Here is an 18,969-nt window from a genome sequence, read left to right on the forward strand (position 1 = left end):
TTGTCCTAGAAACGCGCAACCTTGGCGGGTGTGCGCTGCATGATCACCTTGCCTGCGCGAATCGAGGTCAAGGCATAACCTTGGGTGCGGATCATCTCGTAGTCACTTGGCGCTGAGAGCAGCAGCAGGTTGGCTGGACGGCCGACTTCCAGGCCGTAGCGTTCGCCCAGGTTCAGTGTGCGTGCACTGTTATCGGTAATCAGGTCCAGGGCGCGCTGCAAGTCGGCATAGCCGAGCATATGGCAGATGTGCAGGCCTGCTTCGAGAATGCGCAGGATGTTGCCGTTACCCAAGGGATACCAAGGGTCGACGATTGAGTCCTGGGCGAAGCAGACATTCATCCCGGCGCGATCAATCTCGGCGACTCGGGTCAGGCCACGACGCTTGGGGTAGGTGTCGAAGCGTCCCTGCAGGTGAATGCTTTCGGTCGGGCAGGAAATGAAGTTGATGCCCGACATCTTCAACAAACGGAACAGCTTCGAGCAGTAAGCATTGTCGTAGGAGCCCATGGCAGTGGTGTGGCTGGCGGTTACCCTGGCGCCCATGCCGCGTACCCGGGCTTCTTCGGCCAGTACTTCGAGAAAGCGCGAGTGCGGATCGTCGGTTTCGTCGCAATGCACATCCACCAGGCAACCGGTGCGCTCGGCAAGGTCCATCAGGAACTTGATAGAGCTGACGCCCTGATCGCGGGTGTTTTCAAAGTGCGGAATGCCGCCGACTACATCGGCGCCAAGTTCAACCGCTTGCTCCATCAGCGCGCGACCGTTGGTGAATGATTCAATACCTTCCTGAGGGAAGGCCACAATCTGCAGGTCGACCAGGTGCCGGGTTTCCTCGCGTACTTCAACCATGGCCCTGAGCGCACCCAGGGTCGGGTCGGTGACATCGACGTGAGTACGGACATGCTGGATGCCATGTTCAACCAGCATGTCGATGGTTTTTTTGGCGCGCAACTTGGTGTCTTCGTGGGTGACCTGTGCTTTGCGCTTGCCCCACAACTCGATACCTTCGAACAGGGTCCCGCTCATGTTCCATGCCGGATCGCCCGCGGTGAGCGTGGCGTCGAGGTGAATATGCGGTTCAACGAAGGGGGCGATCACCAGGTTGCCACCGGCATCAAGGTCGTTCGACACTGCGCTGATCGTAGGGCTATGGGGGCTGATCTCGACGATCCGATCCTGTTCCAGGACGATTCGATACAGGCCTTCGCGACCGCGTAGACGGGCGTTAATAATGTTCATGCAGTACTCCGGGCAGGGCGTGAAGAGGACAAGCGCCAAATCAACAAGGCGATGCTGATGTTGAGACGATCGTGGGGGTTGCTAAATGAGCTGCCTGTTAGCGTTTCGATGCGCTGGGTCCGGTAACTCATGGTGTTGCGGTGCACGCCCAGGCGCTGGGCCGCGAGCGCGAGGTTACCGCTCTCGTGGAACCAGGCCTCAAGCGTAGGCATCAATACCGGTTCGTGACGATTGTCGTCGCTGATGATTGGGCCGAGCACCTTGTTGACGAATTGATCGAGCACGCTGCGATCACGAATCGCGCCCAGCAGTTCAATCGCTCCCAGCTCGTTGAAGCTGCACACGCCCAGGCGTTCAGGGAATGACTGCGCGGCAACCAGTGCCTGGCGCGCCTCATGCAGGGCATGGGCGAAACGTGCGGGGCCATGACCTTCTGTGCTCAGGCCGAGGTACAGGCGCAGCGGGGCAAGCTCAGGGTTGAGCGCTTCGATCAGTTCCTGCATTGCTTGGCGATTACGTTGCTGGTCGTTCCTGGCGACGGCCGGGAGCAGGGCAATCCAGTGTTCGCCCTGGCAGACTGGAGCAAGTGCCTGGCCAAGAGTGTCCAATAGTTGTTGCAGTGCACGCTGCAGGCGTTCGCGACTGCCTTGCAAGATGGATTCGGCCTGATCAGCACCGAAGGCTTCGATCAGTCGTTCGCTGCCTTCGAGCTTGAGCAGCGCAACTTGCCGGGCGGTGGTCAATGGCAAGCCCAGGCTGTGCGCCCTTTGCAGCAAAGAGTCGAGGGACTGCACATCACCTTCGAGCAGTTGCTCAAGCAAGTGCTGGCGTGAGCGGCCAAGCATTTGTGCCTGGACCAAGGCCGTGCCAATGGTTTGGGTGACCACCACCATTTTCAGCGAGTAAGGTTGCTCGATGAGGGGGACGCCCAGTTGTTGTGCAGTGTCGATGACGCTTTGGGGAATCTGTTTGATGTACTCCGGACCGGTCAGTATGACCAGTCCGGCGGCAGCGCGTTGCTGTGCCTGGCGCACCAGCAACAACAGGTTTTCTTCATCGCGCGGGTGGTTGATGCCCGTGACAAACACCAGCTCGCCGCCCATGATCCATTCGGCGATGCTGCTGTTCTCCGCCACATAAGGCCAGCGAACCGGGTTGTTCTGAATCGCCTGGCCAGCACGCAGACGCATGCTTTCGAGGCCAGGCAGGGCCAGTATGTCGGCCAGGGTCAGGCTCATTTAGTTGACTGAGCCTGAGGCGTTGATGGTGCTTGTCGGCACCGGGCTGATGACTTTCGACAGCAGTATGTAGGCACATGCAGCCACGCCAATCCCGACGATAGGGGCAACCCATGGCGACATGTAGGCGCACACCGCGCCAATTGCATAGGCGCCAAGCCCAACCCAGTTGAATGCCGGCAACTGGGTGTCGGCAAGCTTTGGATAGCGACCTTTATGACCGGAGAAGAAGTCGGCCATGATCCCGCCGCCAATCGGTGGAATGATCGAGCCGAGCAGGATCAAGAACGGAATCAGCATTTCGTACATACCGGCAATTGCCAGCAAGGTACCAATCCCAGCCCCGGCGACAGTGACCAGCTTGCGACGCTCGGTACGCAGCAAGTTACAGCCAGCGGCGGCGAAGTTATAGATGGTGTTGTCCTGAGTGGTCCACAGGTTGAGAAACAACATCACCACAGCCGCCATCGACAAGCCTTGCAGGACCAGCACTTCGACCACGTCCGGCTGCTGGTAGACAATGGCCCCCCACGTCCGGCTGCTGGTAGACAATGGCCCCGTAGGCGCCGGCAATAATCATCAAGCCGTTGCCGATAAAGAATCCGAGCAGGCTTGAGAGCATCGCCACTCGGCCGCTTTTGGCAAAGCGTGTCCAGTTGGTGGCTTGGGTTGCGCCGCTGACGAAGGTGCCGAACACCATGGTGATCGCCACGCTCAGGCTCATGCTTTCCTTGGGTTCGATCGCCATCAAGGCACTCATGCCCCCGGCATCGCGAGTGGCGATCCACAATGAGCAGCCAAGCAGCACCATCATCGCCGGTACCGCCACCCGCGAAAGCATGTCCAGGCCCTTGTAGCCAATGAAGGCCGTAATGCAGAAACCAAAGCCAAACAGCACCATCAGCGAGGTTGTCAGCCCTTGCGGCAGGCCGAGGATCTTTACCAGAACTATGGCAATGGTTGCGGTGCCCCAGGCGTACCAGCCTATCTGGGTGAAACCCAGCAGCACATCGGACAGCTTGCTGCCAGTCTCGCCGAAGCAAAAGCGCCCCATCAGCACAGAGTTCAAGCCGCTGCGACAGGCGATCAGCCCCAAAACCGCTGCATAGAGGCCGAGCAGCAGGTTGCCAATGACTGCGGCCCAGATCAGTGATGTGAAATCAAAGGCCATGCCGATTTTGCCGCCGGCGAACATGGTGGCGGTGAAGAAGGTGAAGCCGAATAGCAGAATCGAGGTTGAGAACAGGCCTTTGCGCGCGCCTTGCGGAACTTCGCTGAGCGGGTAGTCGCTATCGTTGTTGGTTGACATGGGGAAACTCCACAGGGGTAGTGAAGTATTCGGCATAGCAGATGGCGTGCCAGTCCGCTAAATTCTGAGAATGCACTTCACACAGAATGATTGTTACAAAACGATTTGTGCGTAGTGCACAAAAAAACGGTGAATATATTGGCTAGGCTATGTGCTGGATAAATCCATAGGGTCAGGTACTGTGCATGCAGGGCTTGCATGCACAGCTATTGTGCATTGTCCGATGGCTCAGGCACAAAGCACAATATATGTTTTTCGAGCGCTATTGCTTAGCTGACAGTAACCTGTGGCATCGGCGGCATCTCGACTGTTTGTTTCTTGCGTGGAGCCAGGATCTCGGCTTCACCGTCAACCACCATTTCATCACGCTGATTGACCACGCGAGTGGCGATGCGTACCCGGAACTTGGGTAGTTTCTCGAGAATCTCCAGTTGCACGGTCAGGGTATCGCCGAGCTTTACCGGCAGGGTAAAGCGCATGGTCTGGCCCAGGTAGATGGTACCGGGTCCGGGCAATTCACAGGCAACCGCTGCGCTGATCAAGGCACCGCTGAACATGCCATGTGCAATACGTTCCTTGAACATGCTTTCGGCGGCGAACTGGGCATCCAGGTGAACCGGGTTGTTGTCACCAGAAACGGCGGCAAATAGCTGCACGTCACGCTCCTCGACAGTCTTGCTGTAACTGGCTTTTTGGCCGACTTCGAGTTCGTCGTAAGGCGTGTTGCTAAGTTGGCTCATTGGTGGATCTCCTGGATAGTGGATCGAAATGGGCGTGGCTGGCCAAGTGTCTGCTCCAGCCAATCAATGATAAAACTGCTGACCTCCTGGCGATTGCTCTCGTTGAGCAATTCGTGGCGGGCTTCAGGATAGATTTTCAGTTCTACATGCTGTTTACCGGCCTCTTTAAGTGCGCCGGCCAAGTCTGCAAGACGTTTGCCCTGGCTTACCGGGTCACGTGCGCCGCCAATTATCAACAACGGCAGGCTGGCTTCGATCTGGGCGAGCTTTGCAGGTGGAGTGATCTGCTGCAGGCCGGCGAGCAAGTCGAGCCACAACTGGTTGCTGCAACGAAAACCGCAGAGCGGGTCATTGATGTACTTGTCGACCTCGTCCGGGTCGCGGCTCAGCCAGTCAAACGGGGTGCGGTTGGGCTTTAATGCCTTGTTGAACGAGCCGAATGAAAGAAAGTCGATCAATGCACTGTGGCCCATCGGACCTTGGCGCCAGGCCTCAAACCGGGCGATGGCCCGCGCGCTTTTGTACAGGGCAACGGGTTGATAGTTGGAGCCTGAAAGTACGGCGCCATGCACGCTGCTGCTGTGCTGCATCAGATAGGCTTGGCCGATATAGCTGCCCATGCTGTGGCCGAACAAGAATATCGGGGCTTGCGCATGTTGATGGCGGATCAGGTGATTGATGCAGGCCAGGTCATCGAGCACCAGGTTCCAGCCGTTGGCGTCCGCATAGTGGCCAAGGGTGCCATTTTCGGCTGTCCTGCCGTGGCCGCGCTGATCGTGCGCATAGAGTTCGAAGCCATTGGCGACCAGCGCTTGCGCGAAACCTGCATAACGCCCGCTATGTTCAGCCATGCCGTGGGCCAGCATGACGATTGCCTTGGGTGGCTGCTGGCCAAACCAGTGGTTGACATACAGTGGCGTGCAATCAGTACTTTTATGCCAAAAAGCCTCGTGTTGCATGGCGAATCCTTAGCAGGCGTGAATGGCTATTGTAGGACCAGCCTGGGCGCTTTGACAGTCGAATGAGGTGAGTAAAGATTCACGTCATTGATAGCGCCCGCCAGGCTATATGCGTATTGATGAGTTACTGATAACGTTCATCCAGCCCGTGCAGGTCTGGCTCGGCAATTACCCGCTACGCTTATTGCGTGCGCGACTCTATGCAAGGCATGCGCCCGCTGCTCAATAGAGGATGGATAAGACGTCAGCTAACGGCCTGCTCGAATGGGCAGACATTTTTCAGGGGAAGGGGATAAAAATAATGCAACCTGAGTTCTGGAGCGGTAAGCGCGCCGCCGGTGTACCCGATAACATTGACCTGAGCGCCTACCGCTCGGTCAACGAAGTGTTTGAAAGATCCTGTAAAAAGTTTGCTGACCGCCCAGCCTTCAGCAATATGGGCGTGACATTGACCTACGCTGAGCTCGATCGTCTGTCCGCAGCCTTTGCCAGCTACCTGCAGAAACATACCGATCTCAAGCCGGGCGAGCGCATTGCCGTGCAGATGCCCAATGTCCTGCAATACCCCATTGCAGTGTTCGGTGCGATGCGCGCCGGGCTTATCGTGGTCAATACCAACCCGCTGTACACCGCGCGTGAAATGCGTCACCAGTTCAAGGACTCGGGCGCTCGCGCTTTGGTCTACCTGAATATGTTCGGCAAGCTGGTGCAGGACGTACTGCCGGATACCGATATCGAGTACCTGATCGAAGCCAAGATGGGCGACCTGCAGCCAGCGCTCAAAGGCTGGCTGGTCAATACCGTGGTCAAGAAAGTCAAAAAGATGGTGCCTGATTACCAGCTGCCGCAAGCGCTGTCTTTCAAGAGCGTGCTCAAACAGGGGCAGGGTGGTGCATTGCATCCGATCAGCGTCGGCCATGATGATATTGCCGTGCTGCAATACACCGGTGGCACCACGGGGGTGGCCAAGGGTGCAATGCTGACCCACGGTAACCTTGTGGCCAATATGCTGCAGATCGACGCCTGCATGCAGCAGCTCGATGACAAGGGCGCGCCACTGATGAAGCAGGGCCAGGAAGTGATGATTGCGCCGCTGCCGCTTTACCATATCTATGCATTCACCGCTAACTGCATGTGCATGATGGTCAACGGTAACCACAACGTACTGATCACCAATCCACGGGACATTCCAGGCTTTATCAAGGAGCTGGGTAAGTGGCAGTTTTCGGCGTTGCTGGGCCTGAACACCCTGTTTGTCGCCTTGATGGACCATCCTGAGTTCAAGAATCTCGATTTCTCCAACCTCAAGCTAACCAACTCGGGTGGCACTGCCCTGGTCAAGGCCACCGCTGAGCGCTGGCACGAGGTGACAGGTTGCACTGTAGTCGAGGGCTACGGCCTGACCGAAACTTCGCCTGTTGCCAGTACCAACCCCTATGGCAAGCTGGCGCGCCTGGGTACTGTTGGGCTTCCTGTGCCGGGCACTGCGTTCAAGGTGATTGACGACGAGGGCGTTGAGCAGCCTTTTGGCGAGCGTGGCGAGTTGTGCGTGCAAGGCCCGCAAGTCATGAAGGGCTATTGGCAGCGTGCCGAAGCGACGGCGGAAGTATTGGACGCTGAAGGTTGGTTCAAGACCGGTGACATCGCCGTGATCGATGAAGATGGCTATACCCGCATCGTTGATCGCAAGAAAGACATGATCATTGTCTCTGGTTTCAACGTCTACCCGAACGAAATCGAAGACGTCGTCATGAGTCATCCTCAGGTTGCCAGTTGCGCTGCAGTGGGTGTGGCTGATGAAAAATCAGGCGAGGCGGTCAAGCTTTTCGTGGTTGCCCGCGAAGGTGGGCTCGATGAAGCCGAGCTCAAAGCCTTCTGCAAGGAAAACTTCACCGCTTACAAGGTGCCCAAGCAGATCGTGTTCCGAGACTCTCTGCCGATGACACCGGTCGGCAAAATCCTGCGCCGGGAACTTCGTGATATTGCTTGATCGATAGCCCTGCCTGAACTTTAAGATCAGGTGCCATTAAAAGCCAGGCTCTAGCGCGTATTGCGCCAGGGCCTGGCTTTTTCATTGTGCCTTTGATTATTCGACGCGCCGCAAGCTAATCGACCCAGGCTATTAAGGTCAGGCGTGTGCTGCTTGGTGTGACAGGAGCGTGACTGGATTTGGACAAATCGTACTGTTTATGACTGGTAGGGTTGAGTTTGGTGCTGGTCGATCTCAGGCAAAGCTGCTACTCTCGGCCCGCTTTTGGCCTGTGCGATGGTCAAGCTTCAGGCATATAAACAACAATACAACTGCCGAGACGGCAGTGATGAATAGATGTAACTGAGGAGTGGGCTTCCATGATCGAAAACTTCTGGAAGGATAAGTATCCAGTTGGGGTTGCTGCCGAGATCAACCCGGACCAATACCCTAATATCCAAGCGGTCTTGCAACAGTCCTGCCAGCGTTTCGCTGATAAGCCTGCTTTCAGCAATATGGGAAAAACCCTGACCTACGGCGATATTTACAAGTTGTCTGGTGATTTTGCAGCCTATCTGCAAAATCATACCGACCTGCAGCCTGGCGACCGTATTGCTGTACAGATGCCTAATATCTTGCAGTATCCGATTGTTGTGTTCGGTGCCATTCGCGCCGGCCTGGTCGTGGTCAACACCAACCCGCTATACACCGCACGGGAACTGGAGCATCAGTTCAACGACTCTGGCGCTAAAGCATTGGTCTGCCTGGCCAATATGGCGCACCTGGCTGAACAAGTAGTGCCCAAGACCGGGGTCAGAAGCATCATTGTCACCGAAGTGGGCGACATGTTGCCGATGTTCAAGCGCTTGATCGTCAATGCAGTGGTCAAGCACGTTAAAAAAATGGTCCCGGCCTATAAACTGCCGCAGTCCACCAGCTTCCTTGGCGCTTTGGCCAAAGGCCGTGGCCAGGCTGTTAAAGAGGCGAGCCCCGCCAATGGCGATGTTGCTGTGCTGCAATACACCGGCGGTACCACAGGCGTGGCCAAAGGGGCGATGCTCACGCACCGCAACTTGGTCGCCAACATGCTGCAAGTCAGGGAGTTGATGGGCGCCAACCTCAATGAGGGTTGCGAAGTGGTTGTGGCTCCGTTGCCGCTTTACCACATCTATGCCTTCACTTTTCATTGCATGGCGATGATGCTGATCGGCGCGCACAATATCTTGATCACCAACCCGCGTGACTTGCCCGCAGTGGTGAACGACCTGTCCAAGTACAGGTTCACAGGCTTCGTAGGCCTCAATACCCTGTTTGTGGCCTTGAGCAACTTCGAAGGCTTTCGCAAGCTGGACTTCTCCTCGCTCAAGTTGACGGTTTCCGGTGGCATGGCCTTGCAGCAAGCCACGGCAGAGCGCTGGAAGGCGGTCACCGGATGCGCGGTGTGCGAAGGCTTCGGCATGACCGAAACCAGCCCGGTTGCAACGGTCAACCCATTCAGCGCCATTCGTTTGGGCACCATTGGTATTCCGGTGCCATCGACGCTTTGCCGAATTGTCGATGATGAAGGCAAGGTGCTTGAGCTTGGTGAGACCGGCGAGATTTGCGTCAAAGGCCCGCAAGTGATGAAAGGCTACTGGCAGCGCCAGGAAGCCACCGATGAAATTCTCGATGCCGAAGGCTGGCTGAAAACCGGCGATATCGGTTTGATCGAGCCGGACGGCTATCTGCGCATTGTCGACCGCAAGAAGGACATGATTCTGGTGTCTGGTTTCAACGTCTACCCGAACGAGCTGGAAGATGTGCTGGCAACCTTGCCTGGCGTTCTGCAGTGTGCGGCCATTGGTGTGCCTGACGAAAAATCGGGTGAGGCAATCAAGGTCTTCGTTGTGGTCAAGCCGGGTGAAAGCGTCACCAAAGAGCAGGTCATGGCGCACATGCGTGCCAACCTGACAGGCTACAAAGTGCCCAAGTGCGTTGAGTTCCGCGACGTTCTGCCCACTACCAACGTGGGTAAAATCCTGCGTCGTGAGCTACGTGACGAAGAGCTGAAGAAGGCTGGCGCCCAGTAAGGCGCGCTGGCTTTAGACAAAACCCCGCTGCTGCGGGGTTTTGTCGTTTTATGCCGGGGTATTTTTCTGATCGCTTGCCCAGCCCCATCGCCAGTGGAAATCTGCGACAATTGGCGGCTGTTAGCCGGGGCTTGAAACACACCGTCTGCCCAACCTCACCGAACGGTACCGATGACTGATCACACTGAACGCCTGCTGAAAAACCTCGATCAAGCGCTGATTATTGACCGCCATCGCTTGCGCAGACAGCTGCATGAGCTGCGTAAACGGCCCGATGAAGCCAAGCTTGCACAGTGGTTGCAACGCTTTCAGGCATCGGTGGCCAAGGTTGAGGCGCGGCGCCTGAGCGTGCCAGCAATGCGTTATGACGATGCCTTGCCCATCGCCGCCAAGCGCGACGAAATCAAGGCGGCCATCGCCGGCCATCAAGTGGTGGTCATCGCCGGTGAAACCGGATCGGGTAAAACCACTCAGCTACCGAAAATCTGTCTTGAGCTGGGCCGCGGTATCCAGGGCCTGATTGGTCATACCCAGCCACGGCGACTGGCCGCGCGCAGTGTTGCCACGCGTGTTGCCGAAGAAATCGGCACTCCGCTCGGGGAACTGGTGGGTTACCAGGTACGCTTCGAAGACCAAAGTAATGAGCGTAGCCTGGTCAAACTGATGACCGACGGTATCTTGCTGGCGGAAACCCAGCATGATCGCTTTCTCGACAAGTACGACACCATCATTGTCGACGAGGCGCACGAGCGCAGCCTGAATATCGACTTTTTGCTCGGCTATCTGAAAACCCTGCTGCCTCGGCGCCCCGATCTCAAGCTGATCATCACCTCGGCGACCATCGACCTCGAGCGTTTTTCCAAACACTTCGATGGCGCGCCAGTGGTTGAAGTCTCTGGGCGAACCTACCCGGTTGAAACCTGGTACCGGCCGCTCACTGCCGAGCAGGATGAAGACGGTAACCGGGTTGAAGATGACCTCTCGGTCGACCAGGCAATCATCGCAACCATTGATGAGCTCAGTGCCTATGAGCGCAGTGAGGGCAAGCTGCCGGGTGATGTGCTGGTGTTCTTGCCGGGTGAGCGCGAGATCCGCGATGCGGCGGAGATACTGCGCAAGGCCCAGCTCAGGCATACCGAGGTCTTGCCCCTGTACGCCCGCCTGACGCCTGCCGAGCAACAGAAAATCTTCAGGCCCATGCCAGGGCGTAAAATCGTCCTGGCGACCAACGTTGCTGAAACCTCGCTGACCGTCCCCGGGATTCGCTATGTGATCGACAGCGGCACTGCGCGTATCAGTCGCTACAGCTATCGCGCCAAGGTCCAGCGCTTGCCCATCGAGGCGGTTTCACAGGCCAGTGCCAATCAGCGCAAAGGTCGCTGTGGCCGGGTCGAACCAGGCATTTGCGTGCGCCTCTACAGTGAAGAAGACTTCATTGCGCGCCCTGAATTTACCGATCCGGAAATTCTGCGCACCAACCTGGCGGCGGTTATCCTGCAGATGCTGCATCTGCGCCTGGGTGAAATCAGTGCCTTCCCCTTCATTGAGCCGCCAGATGGCAAGGCCATCAGTGACGGTTTCAACTTGCTGCAAGAGCTTTCTGCGGTCAGTCGTGATGGGCAACTGACTGCGCTTGGGCGCCAGTTGGCGCGCCTGCCGATCGATCCACGCTTGGCGCGCATGGTGCTGGAAGGTGCCAAACAGGGCAGTCTGGATGAGGTCTTGATCATCGCCAGCAACCTGTCGGTGCAGGACCCGCGTGAGCGACCCTCGGATCGCCAGCAGGCTGCCGACCAAGCCCATGCTCAATGGAAGGATGTCGATTCCGACTTCGCCGCCGTGATCAATATCTGGCGCGGGTTTGAAGAGCAGCGCCAAGCCCTGGGTTCAAGCGCGTTACGCAGTTGGTGCCGCAAGAACTTTCTCAACTACCTGCGTTTGCGCGAATGGCGTGATGCGCACCGTCAGTTGACCCTGATTTGCCGTGACTTGCAGCTAAAAGGGCGGCGCGAGGATGGCGCAGCTGCTGCGTCTAAAAATGCTGGCAAACCGAGCGATGCAAAACCGCAGGGCAAGCAGGCCAAGGATGAGGCACAGGCCAAATCGGTTGATTACCAGAAGCTGCACAAAGCCATATTGTCAGGCTTGCTAAGCCAGATTGGCCAGAAAACCGAGGATGGCGATTACCTCGGCGCGCGGCAGCGGCGCTTCTGGATTCATCCTTCCACGGTGATTGGCCGCAAGCGGCCGCAGTGGATCATGACCTCGGAATTGGTTGAAACCAGCAAGTTGTTTGCGCGCATGGTAGCCAAGATCGAGCCAGACTGGATTGAACCGCTGGCCGGGCACCTGGTTAAGAAAAACCACCTTGAACCACACTGGGAAAAGAAGCGCGGCCAGGTGGTCGCCTACGAGCAGGTCAGCCTGTATGGATTGATTGTGGTTGGCCGGCGCCCGGTGCATTACGGGCCTGTTGACCCGGTGGTGGCCCGTGAAATGTTTATCCGCGAAGGGCTGGTGCGTGGCGAGATCAACTCCCGCGCACGTTGTTTGAGCGCTAATCGTCAGTTGCTCGAGCGTCTCGACGAGTTGGAAGCCAAGGCACGCCGTCGCGACATTCTGGCTGACGAAGAAACCCTGTTTGACTACTACGCTGCACGTCTGCCGGCGGATATTTATCAAACCGCGAGTTTTGAGTCCTGGTACAAACGCGAAAGTGCCAAGGATTCGCAACTGCTGATCATGCGCGAGGAGGATGTGCTCGCCCGCGAGGCCAGCGAGGTCACCGCTGCACAGTATCCGGATACTTTGCATCTGGCTGAATTGCAGTTGCCGCTCAGTTACCATTTTGAGCCTAATCATCCCCGGGATGGGGTGACGGTGCGAGTGCCTGCGCCCTTGTTGCCGCAACTTCCCGCACAACGTCTGGAATGGCTGGTACCGGGCTTGCTTGATGCTAAGTGCATGGCGCTGGTTCGCGGTTTGCCCAAGGCCCTGCGCAAGAACTTTGTGCCGGTGCCGGACTTTGTGGCGGCGGCATTGAGCAAGATCACCTTTGCCCAGGATAGTTTGCCGCAGGCCCTGGGGCGTGAGCTGCAACGCATGACCGGGGCGCGAGTGCCGGATGAAGCCTGGGCTGAGTCTGCCGCTGCGATTGAAAGCCACTTGCGCATGAATATCGAGGTGGTCGACAGCCAGGGCAAGGTGCTGGGTGAGGGCCGTGACCTGGCCGAGTTGACCGTGCGTTTCAACAAGGCCAGTCAGCAAGCCCTGGAGTTGCCGCAGGCGGCCAAAACCGAGGCGCCAATCGAAGCCAGGGCATTTGCCGAAGTCGCCGAGAAAACCCAGCACCAGGTTGCAGGGTTGTCCATGACGGTTTATCCGGCGCTGGTCGAGGAGGCCGGTACGGTTAACGAAGGGCGTTTTGCAACTCAGGCCGAGGCCGAGTTCCAACATCGCCGCGCTTTACAGCGCCTGCTCTTGCAGCAGTTGAATGAGCCGGCAAAGTTTATGCGCGGCAAACTGCCGGGTCTTACCGAGTTGGCATTGTTATATCGAGAAATGGGCCGAATAGATGCGTTGGTCGAGGATATTCTGCTCGCCAGTCTTGATTCCTGCATTCTCGATGGTCAAGACCCCTTGCCGCGCGACGGTGCGGCATTGGCGGCGCTGGCCGAGGCTAAACGAGGTGATTGGCTTGACCATGCTGAGCGGCTGGCACGGCTGACCCTGGAAATCCTCAAGCTCTGGCACAGCTTGCAAAAGCGTTTCAAAGGCAAAATTGACCTGGCCCAGGCGATCGCGCTCAATGACATCAAGCAGCAATTAAGCCACTTGGTTTACCCGGGTTTTGTTCGCGAGACCCCTGCGCAGTGGATCAAGGAGTTGCCGCGCTACCTGAAGGCCATTGAGCAGCGCCTGGATAAAATTGGCGGCCAGGTGCAGCGCGACCGCGTCTGGAGCGGTGAGTTGGCAGGTTATTTGGAGCAGTATCAAGCCCGCTACGCCAAACACATCCAGGAAGCCAAGCGTGACCCGCAGTTGCAGTTGTATCGCTGGATGCTTGAGGAGTATCGCGTCTCGCTATTTGCCCAGCAGTTGGGGACCAAAATGGCAGTGTCGGATAAGCGCTTGAATAAACAATGGGCGCAAACCGAGGCCTGATCCCAAGGCCGCATTGCCACAGTCTTTATAGGCAAGCCAGCTATAGTGATATGGCAATGATTGGCTTTATTGCGGCGCTTATTTATTCAAGGGACGCTCATGGGCATTGGTCGCACGGTCAAGTTACGGGTCTTAATTGTTAGCGCCATCGTGATTTTGGTCAGTTGCGTTGGCGTGTTTATCGCATTGGGGGCTTATCAGCAGAGCGCCGCGTACATCTACCGGAAAGCCTTGGTTGCCACCCAGCAATCAGCCAAACAAACGGCCATCGACTTCGATAATCTCATGGGGCCGGTGCGAGCCAGCGTGCAGCGCCTGGCGATCAGCCCTTATTTACGTGAAGTAGGCTTTGATAACTGGCTCAAAGCTGTTCCGGCAATGGTCGAAGAACTGCGTTCGGCGCCAGGGGCGGTGTCATTTTTTGCAGGTGACCAGCAAGGTAATTACTTTGTGGTTGCTGATATTGAGCGGCGCGACGTCAATCTTGGTTATCCAGACCCGGCGGGCGCTGTTTATCTGGTGTATGGCATCGAGCATCCGCCGCTTGGCGCCAGCCGAACGCGATTTTTGTACCTGGACAGCCAGCTAAAGCAGGTTGGTCCGGTGATCAAGCGTGACAGCGCAGGCTACGACCCCCGGCAACGACCCTGGTATCAGCAGGCTCTGGGGCGCGGCGAATTGATTCGTACCATGCCTTATAAGTTTTTTAACACCGGTGATATCGGCTCAACCCTGGCTTTTGATACGGGCCAGCATGGTGTGGTTGTGGGGTCGGACATTGGCCACAATGCGCTTGATCAACTGTTGGTAGAGCGGCGCCTGACGCCCAGCAGTCAATTAGTGCTGCTTAACAGTGACGGGCAGGTATTGGCCGCTGACCGGCCCGAGGTTTTTCTGGCGAGCGTGCGCGGTGCCCCGAAGGTTGAGCAGTTGCAGCGCCCTGAGCTGGCGGCACTGGCGCCCATGCTCAAGGAACTCAATGGCGAACAGGATACTGACTTCAGGCTTAACAGCCTCCAGGTCGATGGTAACTTGTGGCACGTCGAGTTGTTGCGTTTGCCGGATTCAGGCACGGCCCAGGTTTATTTGGGTATCACGGTTCCAAATGACGAGCTGATCGGCGCTGCCCGTAACATGCGCAATCAGATCTTCCTGCAGACCCTGCTCGTACTGCTTCTGGCCGTGCCCCTGGCTGCTTGGGCGTCGGGTTACATTGCTGCGCCGATCACCCGGCTGACACTGAAGATCAAGGGGATTCGTAGCTTCAATTTCAATGAGCCAATCGAAACCAAAAGCTTTATCACCGAAGTGCGTGAACTGAGTGGCGCATTAAACCAGAGCAGTATCACCCTGGCGCGCTTTATGGACATTATCACTCGCCTCAGCGCCGAACCTGATCTGGAGAAGTTCCTACCGACCTTGTTGCGTTTGACCAGCGAAGCCAGTCAGTCAAAAGGGGCTTTGCTCTATATGCGACTGACGCCTCAGGCGCCGTTGAAAATTGTCGCTGGGCGTTGGTTGCAGCAACCCTTGGACCTGAGCGAGGTCAACCTCGACCAACAGTTATTTGGCGTGGCGCAATGCATTGCGGAAGAACAGCCAATCGAGCAGGTCGCCGACAAGCACGCCTGCACGATCTTGGGATTGCCTGAGATTGCCACCTTGAGCGTGCCGCTGCTGAGTCGAGAGCAGGAACTGGTGGGTGTTCTGGTGTTGTTCAATGATCACGCCCTGGATGCAAGCCATGTAGAGTTTATCCGGGTGCTTTCAAGGTTTGCGGCCATGGCGCTGGAAACGCGGGGCCTGATCGAGCAGCAAAAGGCCTTGTTCGAGTCGCTGATCCATCTGGTTGCGACCGCAATCGACGCCAAGAGCCCTTATACCGGCGGTCACTGTGAGCGCGTACCACAGGCCGCAAAGCTGCTGGCAGAAGCTGCCTGCAAGGAAGCGCAAGGGCCATACGCGGGCTTCAGCATGAGTGATGGCGATTGGTATGCATTGCATATTGGTGCCTGGTTGCACGATTGCGGCAAGGTCACCACGCCTGAGTATGTGGTTGACAAGGCCACCAAGCTGGAAACCATCTACGACCGTATTCATGAAATACGCCTGCGATTCGAGGTGCTCAAGCGCGATGCCCAGGTTGAGTATCTGACAGCGATCAATGAAGGTGCCGATCCTGTTCAGGCCCAGGCTGCGCGTGATGCACAATGGCAACTGCTTGATGAAGAGTTCAGCTTTGTCGCACGCTGCAACACCGGCAGCGAGTACATGGGGGATGAGCAGTTGCAGCGTTTGCAGCTTATCGCCCAAAGGCGCTGGCTGCGCACCCTTGACGACCGGCTGGGGATTTCCGGCGAAGAACGATTGCGCAAGGAAGCCCAGCCTGTCGTCGAGTTGCCTGTGTGGGAAAACCTGATCGCCGACAAGCCGGAGCAACAGGTCCCGCGTCCGGCCAATGAGACATTCGACAAGGACAACGTTTATGGCTTCAACATGGCGATCCCGCGTTTCTGGTACGACCGTGGCGAGCTGAAAAACCTGTCCATCAGGCGTGGCACCCTGACCGAAGAAGAACGCTATAAAATCAATGAGCATGTCATTCAGACCATCAAGATGCTCAATGCCTTGCCTTTCCCCAATGCCCTGAGGCAGGTCCCCGAAATCGCAGGTGGACATCACGAGCGCATGGATGGCCAGGGGTATCCCTGTGGCCTGAGCGGCGAGCAGCTAAGCCCGCTGGCGCGGATGATGGCGATTGCCGATGTGTTTGAGGCGCTCACCGCCCGTGACCGACCCTACAAGCCAAGCAAGACGCTCAGCCAGGCCCTGCATATCATGCGTGGAATGTGTGAGGCTGGGCATCTGGATGGCGAGCTGTTTAGTATCTTTGTCCGCTCGGGTGCCTGCATGCAGTATGCCGAGCAGTTTTTGCATGAGGATCAACTCGACGCTCAGGATTTGTCGAAATTCATACCGGCCAACCCCGAAGGGGGCAGGCGCTGATGGCCCATGCCTTGTGCGGATGTGCTGAAACACTTTGGTTTGATTGATTACCCTCGTTGGCTTGAGCGCTTCTATGCTTGAGCCAATACCGCAGCGATGCGCTAAGCTCGCAGAGCAAGATAAATCAGCCGCCCATGGAGGGCTCCAATGCGATTGATGTATGCCGTGCTACCAATGCTTGTGTTGACAGGTTGTTCATCTTACAAAACCCACCCCGACCAAATTACCCAGATCCCGGACGACCGCATGTTCGAGTACCAGCGGGCCGATCAGGACGCCGGGAATATCATTATCAATCGAGACATGGGTTTTATTGGTGGCGGTTGCTACGTCGCTTTCAAGCTTGATCGCAAACTGGCTGCCCGTATTGGCATTGGTGAAACTGCAACTTTCTCGGTCGCCCCGGGGCGGCATATCGTCGGGGTTGCGATTTATGAAGAGGGAGAAAGCCTGTGCAACAACGGCCGTCTCAATCGAGAAGTGGCAGTGACCGTGACCAAGGGGCAGGACGAGCACTTCCGTATTGTCAGTGAATCCAGCAGTGGTTTTGATATCCGCGCCGAGACGCCCTGAACAATAAGGCTCTGTGGCCCTCACCTTGGAACTCAGGCCGGGGTGAGCGGGTCGTAGCGACTCTTGGCTTGAACTTTATGCTGGATTGGGCAGGGCATCTGTATTAAAGGGGCGCAGGTGTCTGGCTTCTTCAAGAAAATTTCTTTATTGTCGCGGCCCCGCGCAAAAGACCTGAGTAATCATTATGTTAGAAAGCAATTTGAAGCAGTTGGAACAACTTGTCGGCACCCTTTTGCAAGACAACAAGTCCCTGCTCGAGCGCAACGAATCATTGGTCGAGGAACTGCAAGCGCTCAAAGATGAAAACGAGACCTTGCAGCTAAGCGCACTTGAGCAGGAAGAGCTGCAGGGCCAGACAGCAGCACGCATCCAGGCCCTGGTTGAATTGGCCAGCGCAGGTCAATCATCCGAGGCAGCGTTGAATCAATGAACCGCACATCCACAGAGAACGTCTCGGTGATCAGCATCCTGGGGCGTGACTACAGCATCAAGGCGGCGCCAGACAAGAGCGAGGCGCTGAGTGCTTCGGCACTGATGCTGAAAAAACTCCTGGCTGAAACCAAGCAGGAATCCCCGACGCTGGTCGGGGAGAAGTTGTTGGTGCTCACTGCACTCAAGCTCTGTGCCCAGCAGTTGGAAATGCAACAGCAACATCAAGCGCAGATCGAACAGTTGGAAGCGCAAATCAGTGAGCGCGTTGCTGGCCTCAACAATTTGATTCGCGAGGCCTAGCTGATCAGGTCTTGCCCAAGCCTGGCCTGAGCAAAGGCCAGGCCGAGCCTCATCTTCGCGGCTATGGATTGGCCTGTTCTACAGGGTTACCGATTTTCCAGGCCCAGAAGAACACCAGCAAGCCTGCCAATGCCGTGATCGCGCCGATGTAGCCGGTAGAGGTCCAGCCAAAGCCGGCACTGATGGCCAGGCCACCGAGCCAGGGGCCAAGCGCATTGGCCACGTTGAAGGCTGCATGATTGGATGCGGCTGCAAGTGTTTGCGCGCCATGGGCGACATCCATCAGATGGGTTTGCAACGCTGGCGACAACGCAACCATGTTGCCGACGGAAAACACTGCCGGGAAGACGGTCCAGGCCGATTGCGCGGCAACTGGAAATAGCATCAGTATTGCTGCACTCCAAAGCAACAGCCAGGCGACTGCCTTGAATTGCAGTTTATCGAACAGCCAGCCACCGCCAATGTTACCGATAATTCCGCCAAGCCCGAACGCGAGCAGTGAAAGGGGAATCCAGCTGGGGCTCAGCTGGGTGACTTCGATCAGGGTCGGTGCCATATAGCTGAACACACAGAACATCCCGGCAAAGCCAACCGAGCTGATGGCCAGCGCCAGCCAGACTTGTGGGCGGTTGAACGCCCGCATTTCAGACAGTGGGTCGCTGCGCGGCTGCTGCTTGTCCAAAGGCAGGAACAGGGCGACCATGACCACGGTCAGCAATGCAATCAAGGCGACCATGGCAAATGCATATCGCCAGCTCAGCATCTGGCCAAGCCAGGTGGCAATCGGGTTGCCGACCACTATCGCGATAGACAGCCCCATCAGTACTCGGCTGACGGCCTTGGCACGTTTATGGGGTGGCGCCATCGAGGCCGCGACCAGCATGGCGACGCCAAAATAGGCGCCGTGCGGCAGCCCCGCGAAGAAGCGGTAAATCATCAGGCTGTGATAGTCAGGGGCCAGGGCGCTGG

At 57.0% G+C, this 18,969-nt stretch carries 12 protein-coding genes and 1 pseudogene; 7 read left to right on the forward strand and 6 right to left on the reverse strand.

Translation table 11 applies throughout. The features are described 5' to 3' along the window. Positions 1-5: 5 nt before the first annotated feature. The 5 genes and pseudogenes from codA to PSES9_RS0121685 form a co-directional block, all read right to left on the reverse strand. Complete coding sequence (codA, locus tag PSES9_RS0121665) at positions 6-1,241, reverse strand: cytosine deaminase (RefSeq protein ID WP_010490522.1); 1,236 nt, start codon at positions 1,239-1,241, stop codon at positions 6-8. Then, positions 1,238-2,479: a PucR family transcriptional regulator gene (locus PSES9_RS0121670; protein WP_010490525.1), complete on the reverse strand. Its 1,242-nt coding sequence runs from the start codon at positions 2,477-2,479 to the stop codon at positions 1,238-1,240. Before PSES9_RS0121670 ends, codA begins: the two co-directional genes overlap by 4 nt. Then, positions 2,480-3,788, reverse strand: a pseudogene (gene codB, locus PSES9_RS24055) (cytosine permease). It lies immediately after the preceding gene. 269 nt (positions 3,789-4,057) lie between these two features. Beyond that, the gene (locus tag PSES9_RS0121680; RefSeq protein WP_010490527.1) at positions 4,058-4,528 is read right to left on the reverse strand and encodes a MaoC family dehydratase; all 471 of its coding nucleotides are present in this window, start codon (positions 4,526-4,528) and stop codon (positions 4,058-4,060) included. After that, positions 4,525-5,487 carry an alpha/beta hydrolase gene (locus PSES9_RS0121685; RefSeq protein WP_010490530.1) on the reverse strand — a complete coding sequence of 321 codons (963 nt, stop codon included), beginning with the start codon at positions 5,485-5,487 and terminating at the stop codon, positions 4,525-4,527. The genes PSES9_RS0121680 and PSES9_RS0121685 overlap by 4 nt, the downstream gene beginning before the upstream one ends. A gap of 301 nt (positions 5,488-5,788) precedes the next feature. On the opposite strand from PSES9_RS0121685, the gene fadD2 reads away from it, so the two are divergent. The 7 genes from fadD2 (at position 5,789) to zapA (ending at position 18,000) form a co-directional block, all read left to right on the forward strand. Next, positions 5,789-7,477, forward strand: coding sequence for a long-chain-fatty-acid--CoA ligase FadD2 (fadD2, locus tag PSES9_RS0121690; RefSeq protein WP_010490531.1), 1,689 nt, complete (start codon positions 5,789-5,791; stop codon positions 7,475-7,477). Between the two features lie 359 nt (positions 7,478-7,836). Further along, positions 7,837-9,525, forward strand: coding sequence for a long-chain-fatty-acid--CoA ligase FadD1 (gene fadD1, locus PSES9_RS0121695; protein WP_010490533.1), 1,689 nt, complete (start codon positions 7,837-7,839; stop codon positions 9,523-9,525). A gap of 171 nt (positions 9,526-9,696) precedes the next feature. Continuing rightward, the gene (gene hrpA, locus PSES9_RS0121700; RefSeq protein WP_010490535.1) at positions 9,697-13,689 is read left to right on the forward strand and encodes an ATP-dependent RNA helicase HrpA; all 3,993 of its coding nucleotides are present in this window, start codon (positions 9,697-9,699) and stop codon (positions 13,687-13,689) included. Positions 13,690-13,788: 99 nt separating this feature from the next. Beyond that, complete coding sequence (locus PSES9_RS24060; RefSeq protein ID WP_010490538.1) at positions 13,789-16,695, forward strand: HD domain-containing phosphohydrolase; 2,907 nt, start codon at positions 13,789-13,791, stop codon at positions 16,693-16,695. Positions 16,696-16,842: 147 nt separating this feature from the next. Continuing rightward, complete coding sequence (locus tag PSES9_RS0121710; RefSeq protein ID WP_010490540.1) at positions 16,843-17,268, forward strand: 3-isopropylmalate dehydratase large subunit; 426 nt, start codon at positions 16,843-16,845, stop codon at positions 17,266-17,268. Between the two features lie 184 nt (positions 17,269-17,452). Next, the gene (locus PSES9_RS0121715) at positions 17,453-17,698 is read left to right on the forward strand and encodes a hypothetical protein (protein ID WP_010490542.1); all 246 of its coding nucleotides are present in this window, start codon (positions 17,453-17,455) and stop codon (positions 17,696-17,698) included. After that, positions 17,695-18,000 (forward strand): cell division protein ZapA, encoded by a 306-nt coding sequence (zapA, locus tag PSES9_RS0121720; protein WP_010490544.1) that lies wholly within the window; start codon positions 17,695-17,697, stop codon positions 17,998-18,000. Before PSES9_RS0121715 ends, zapA begins: the two co-directional genes overlap by 4 nt. A gap of 61 nt (positions 18,001-18,061) precedes the next feature. Here the strand turns inward: zapA and PSES9_RS0121725 are convergent. After that, the coding region (locus PSES9_RS0121725; RefSeq protein WP_010490546.1) for an MFS transporter at positions 18,062-18,969 on the reverse strand (908 nt) is incomplete at its 5' end.

The sequence above is a fragment of the Pseudomonas sp. S9 genome (assembly GCF_000222125.1).
GTDB lineage: Bacteria > Pseudomonadota > Gammaproteobacteria > Pseudomonadales > Pseudomonadaceae > Aquipseudomonas > Aquipseudomonas segetis.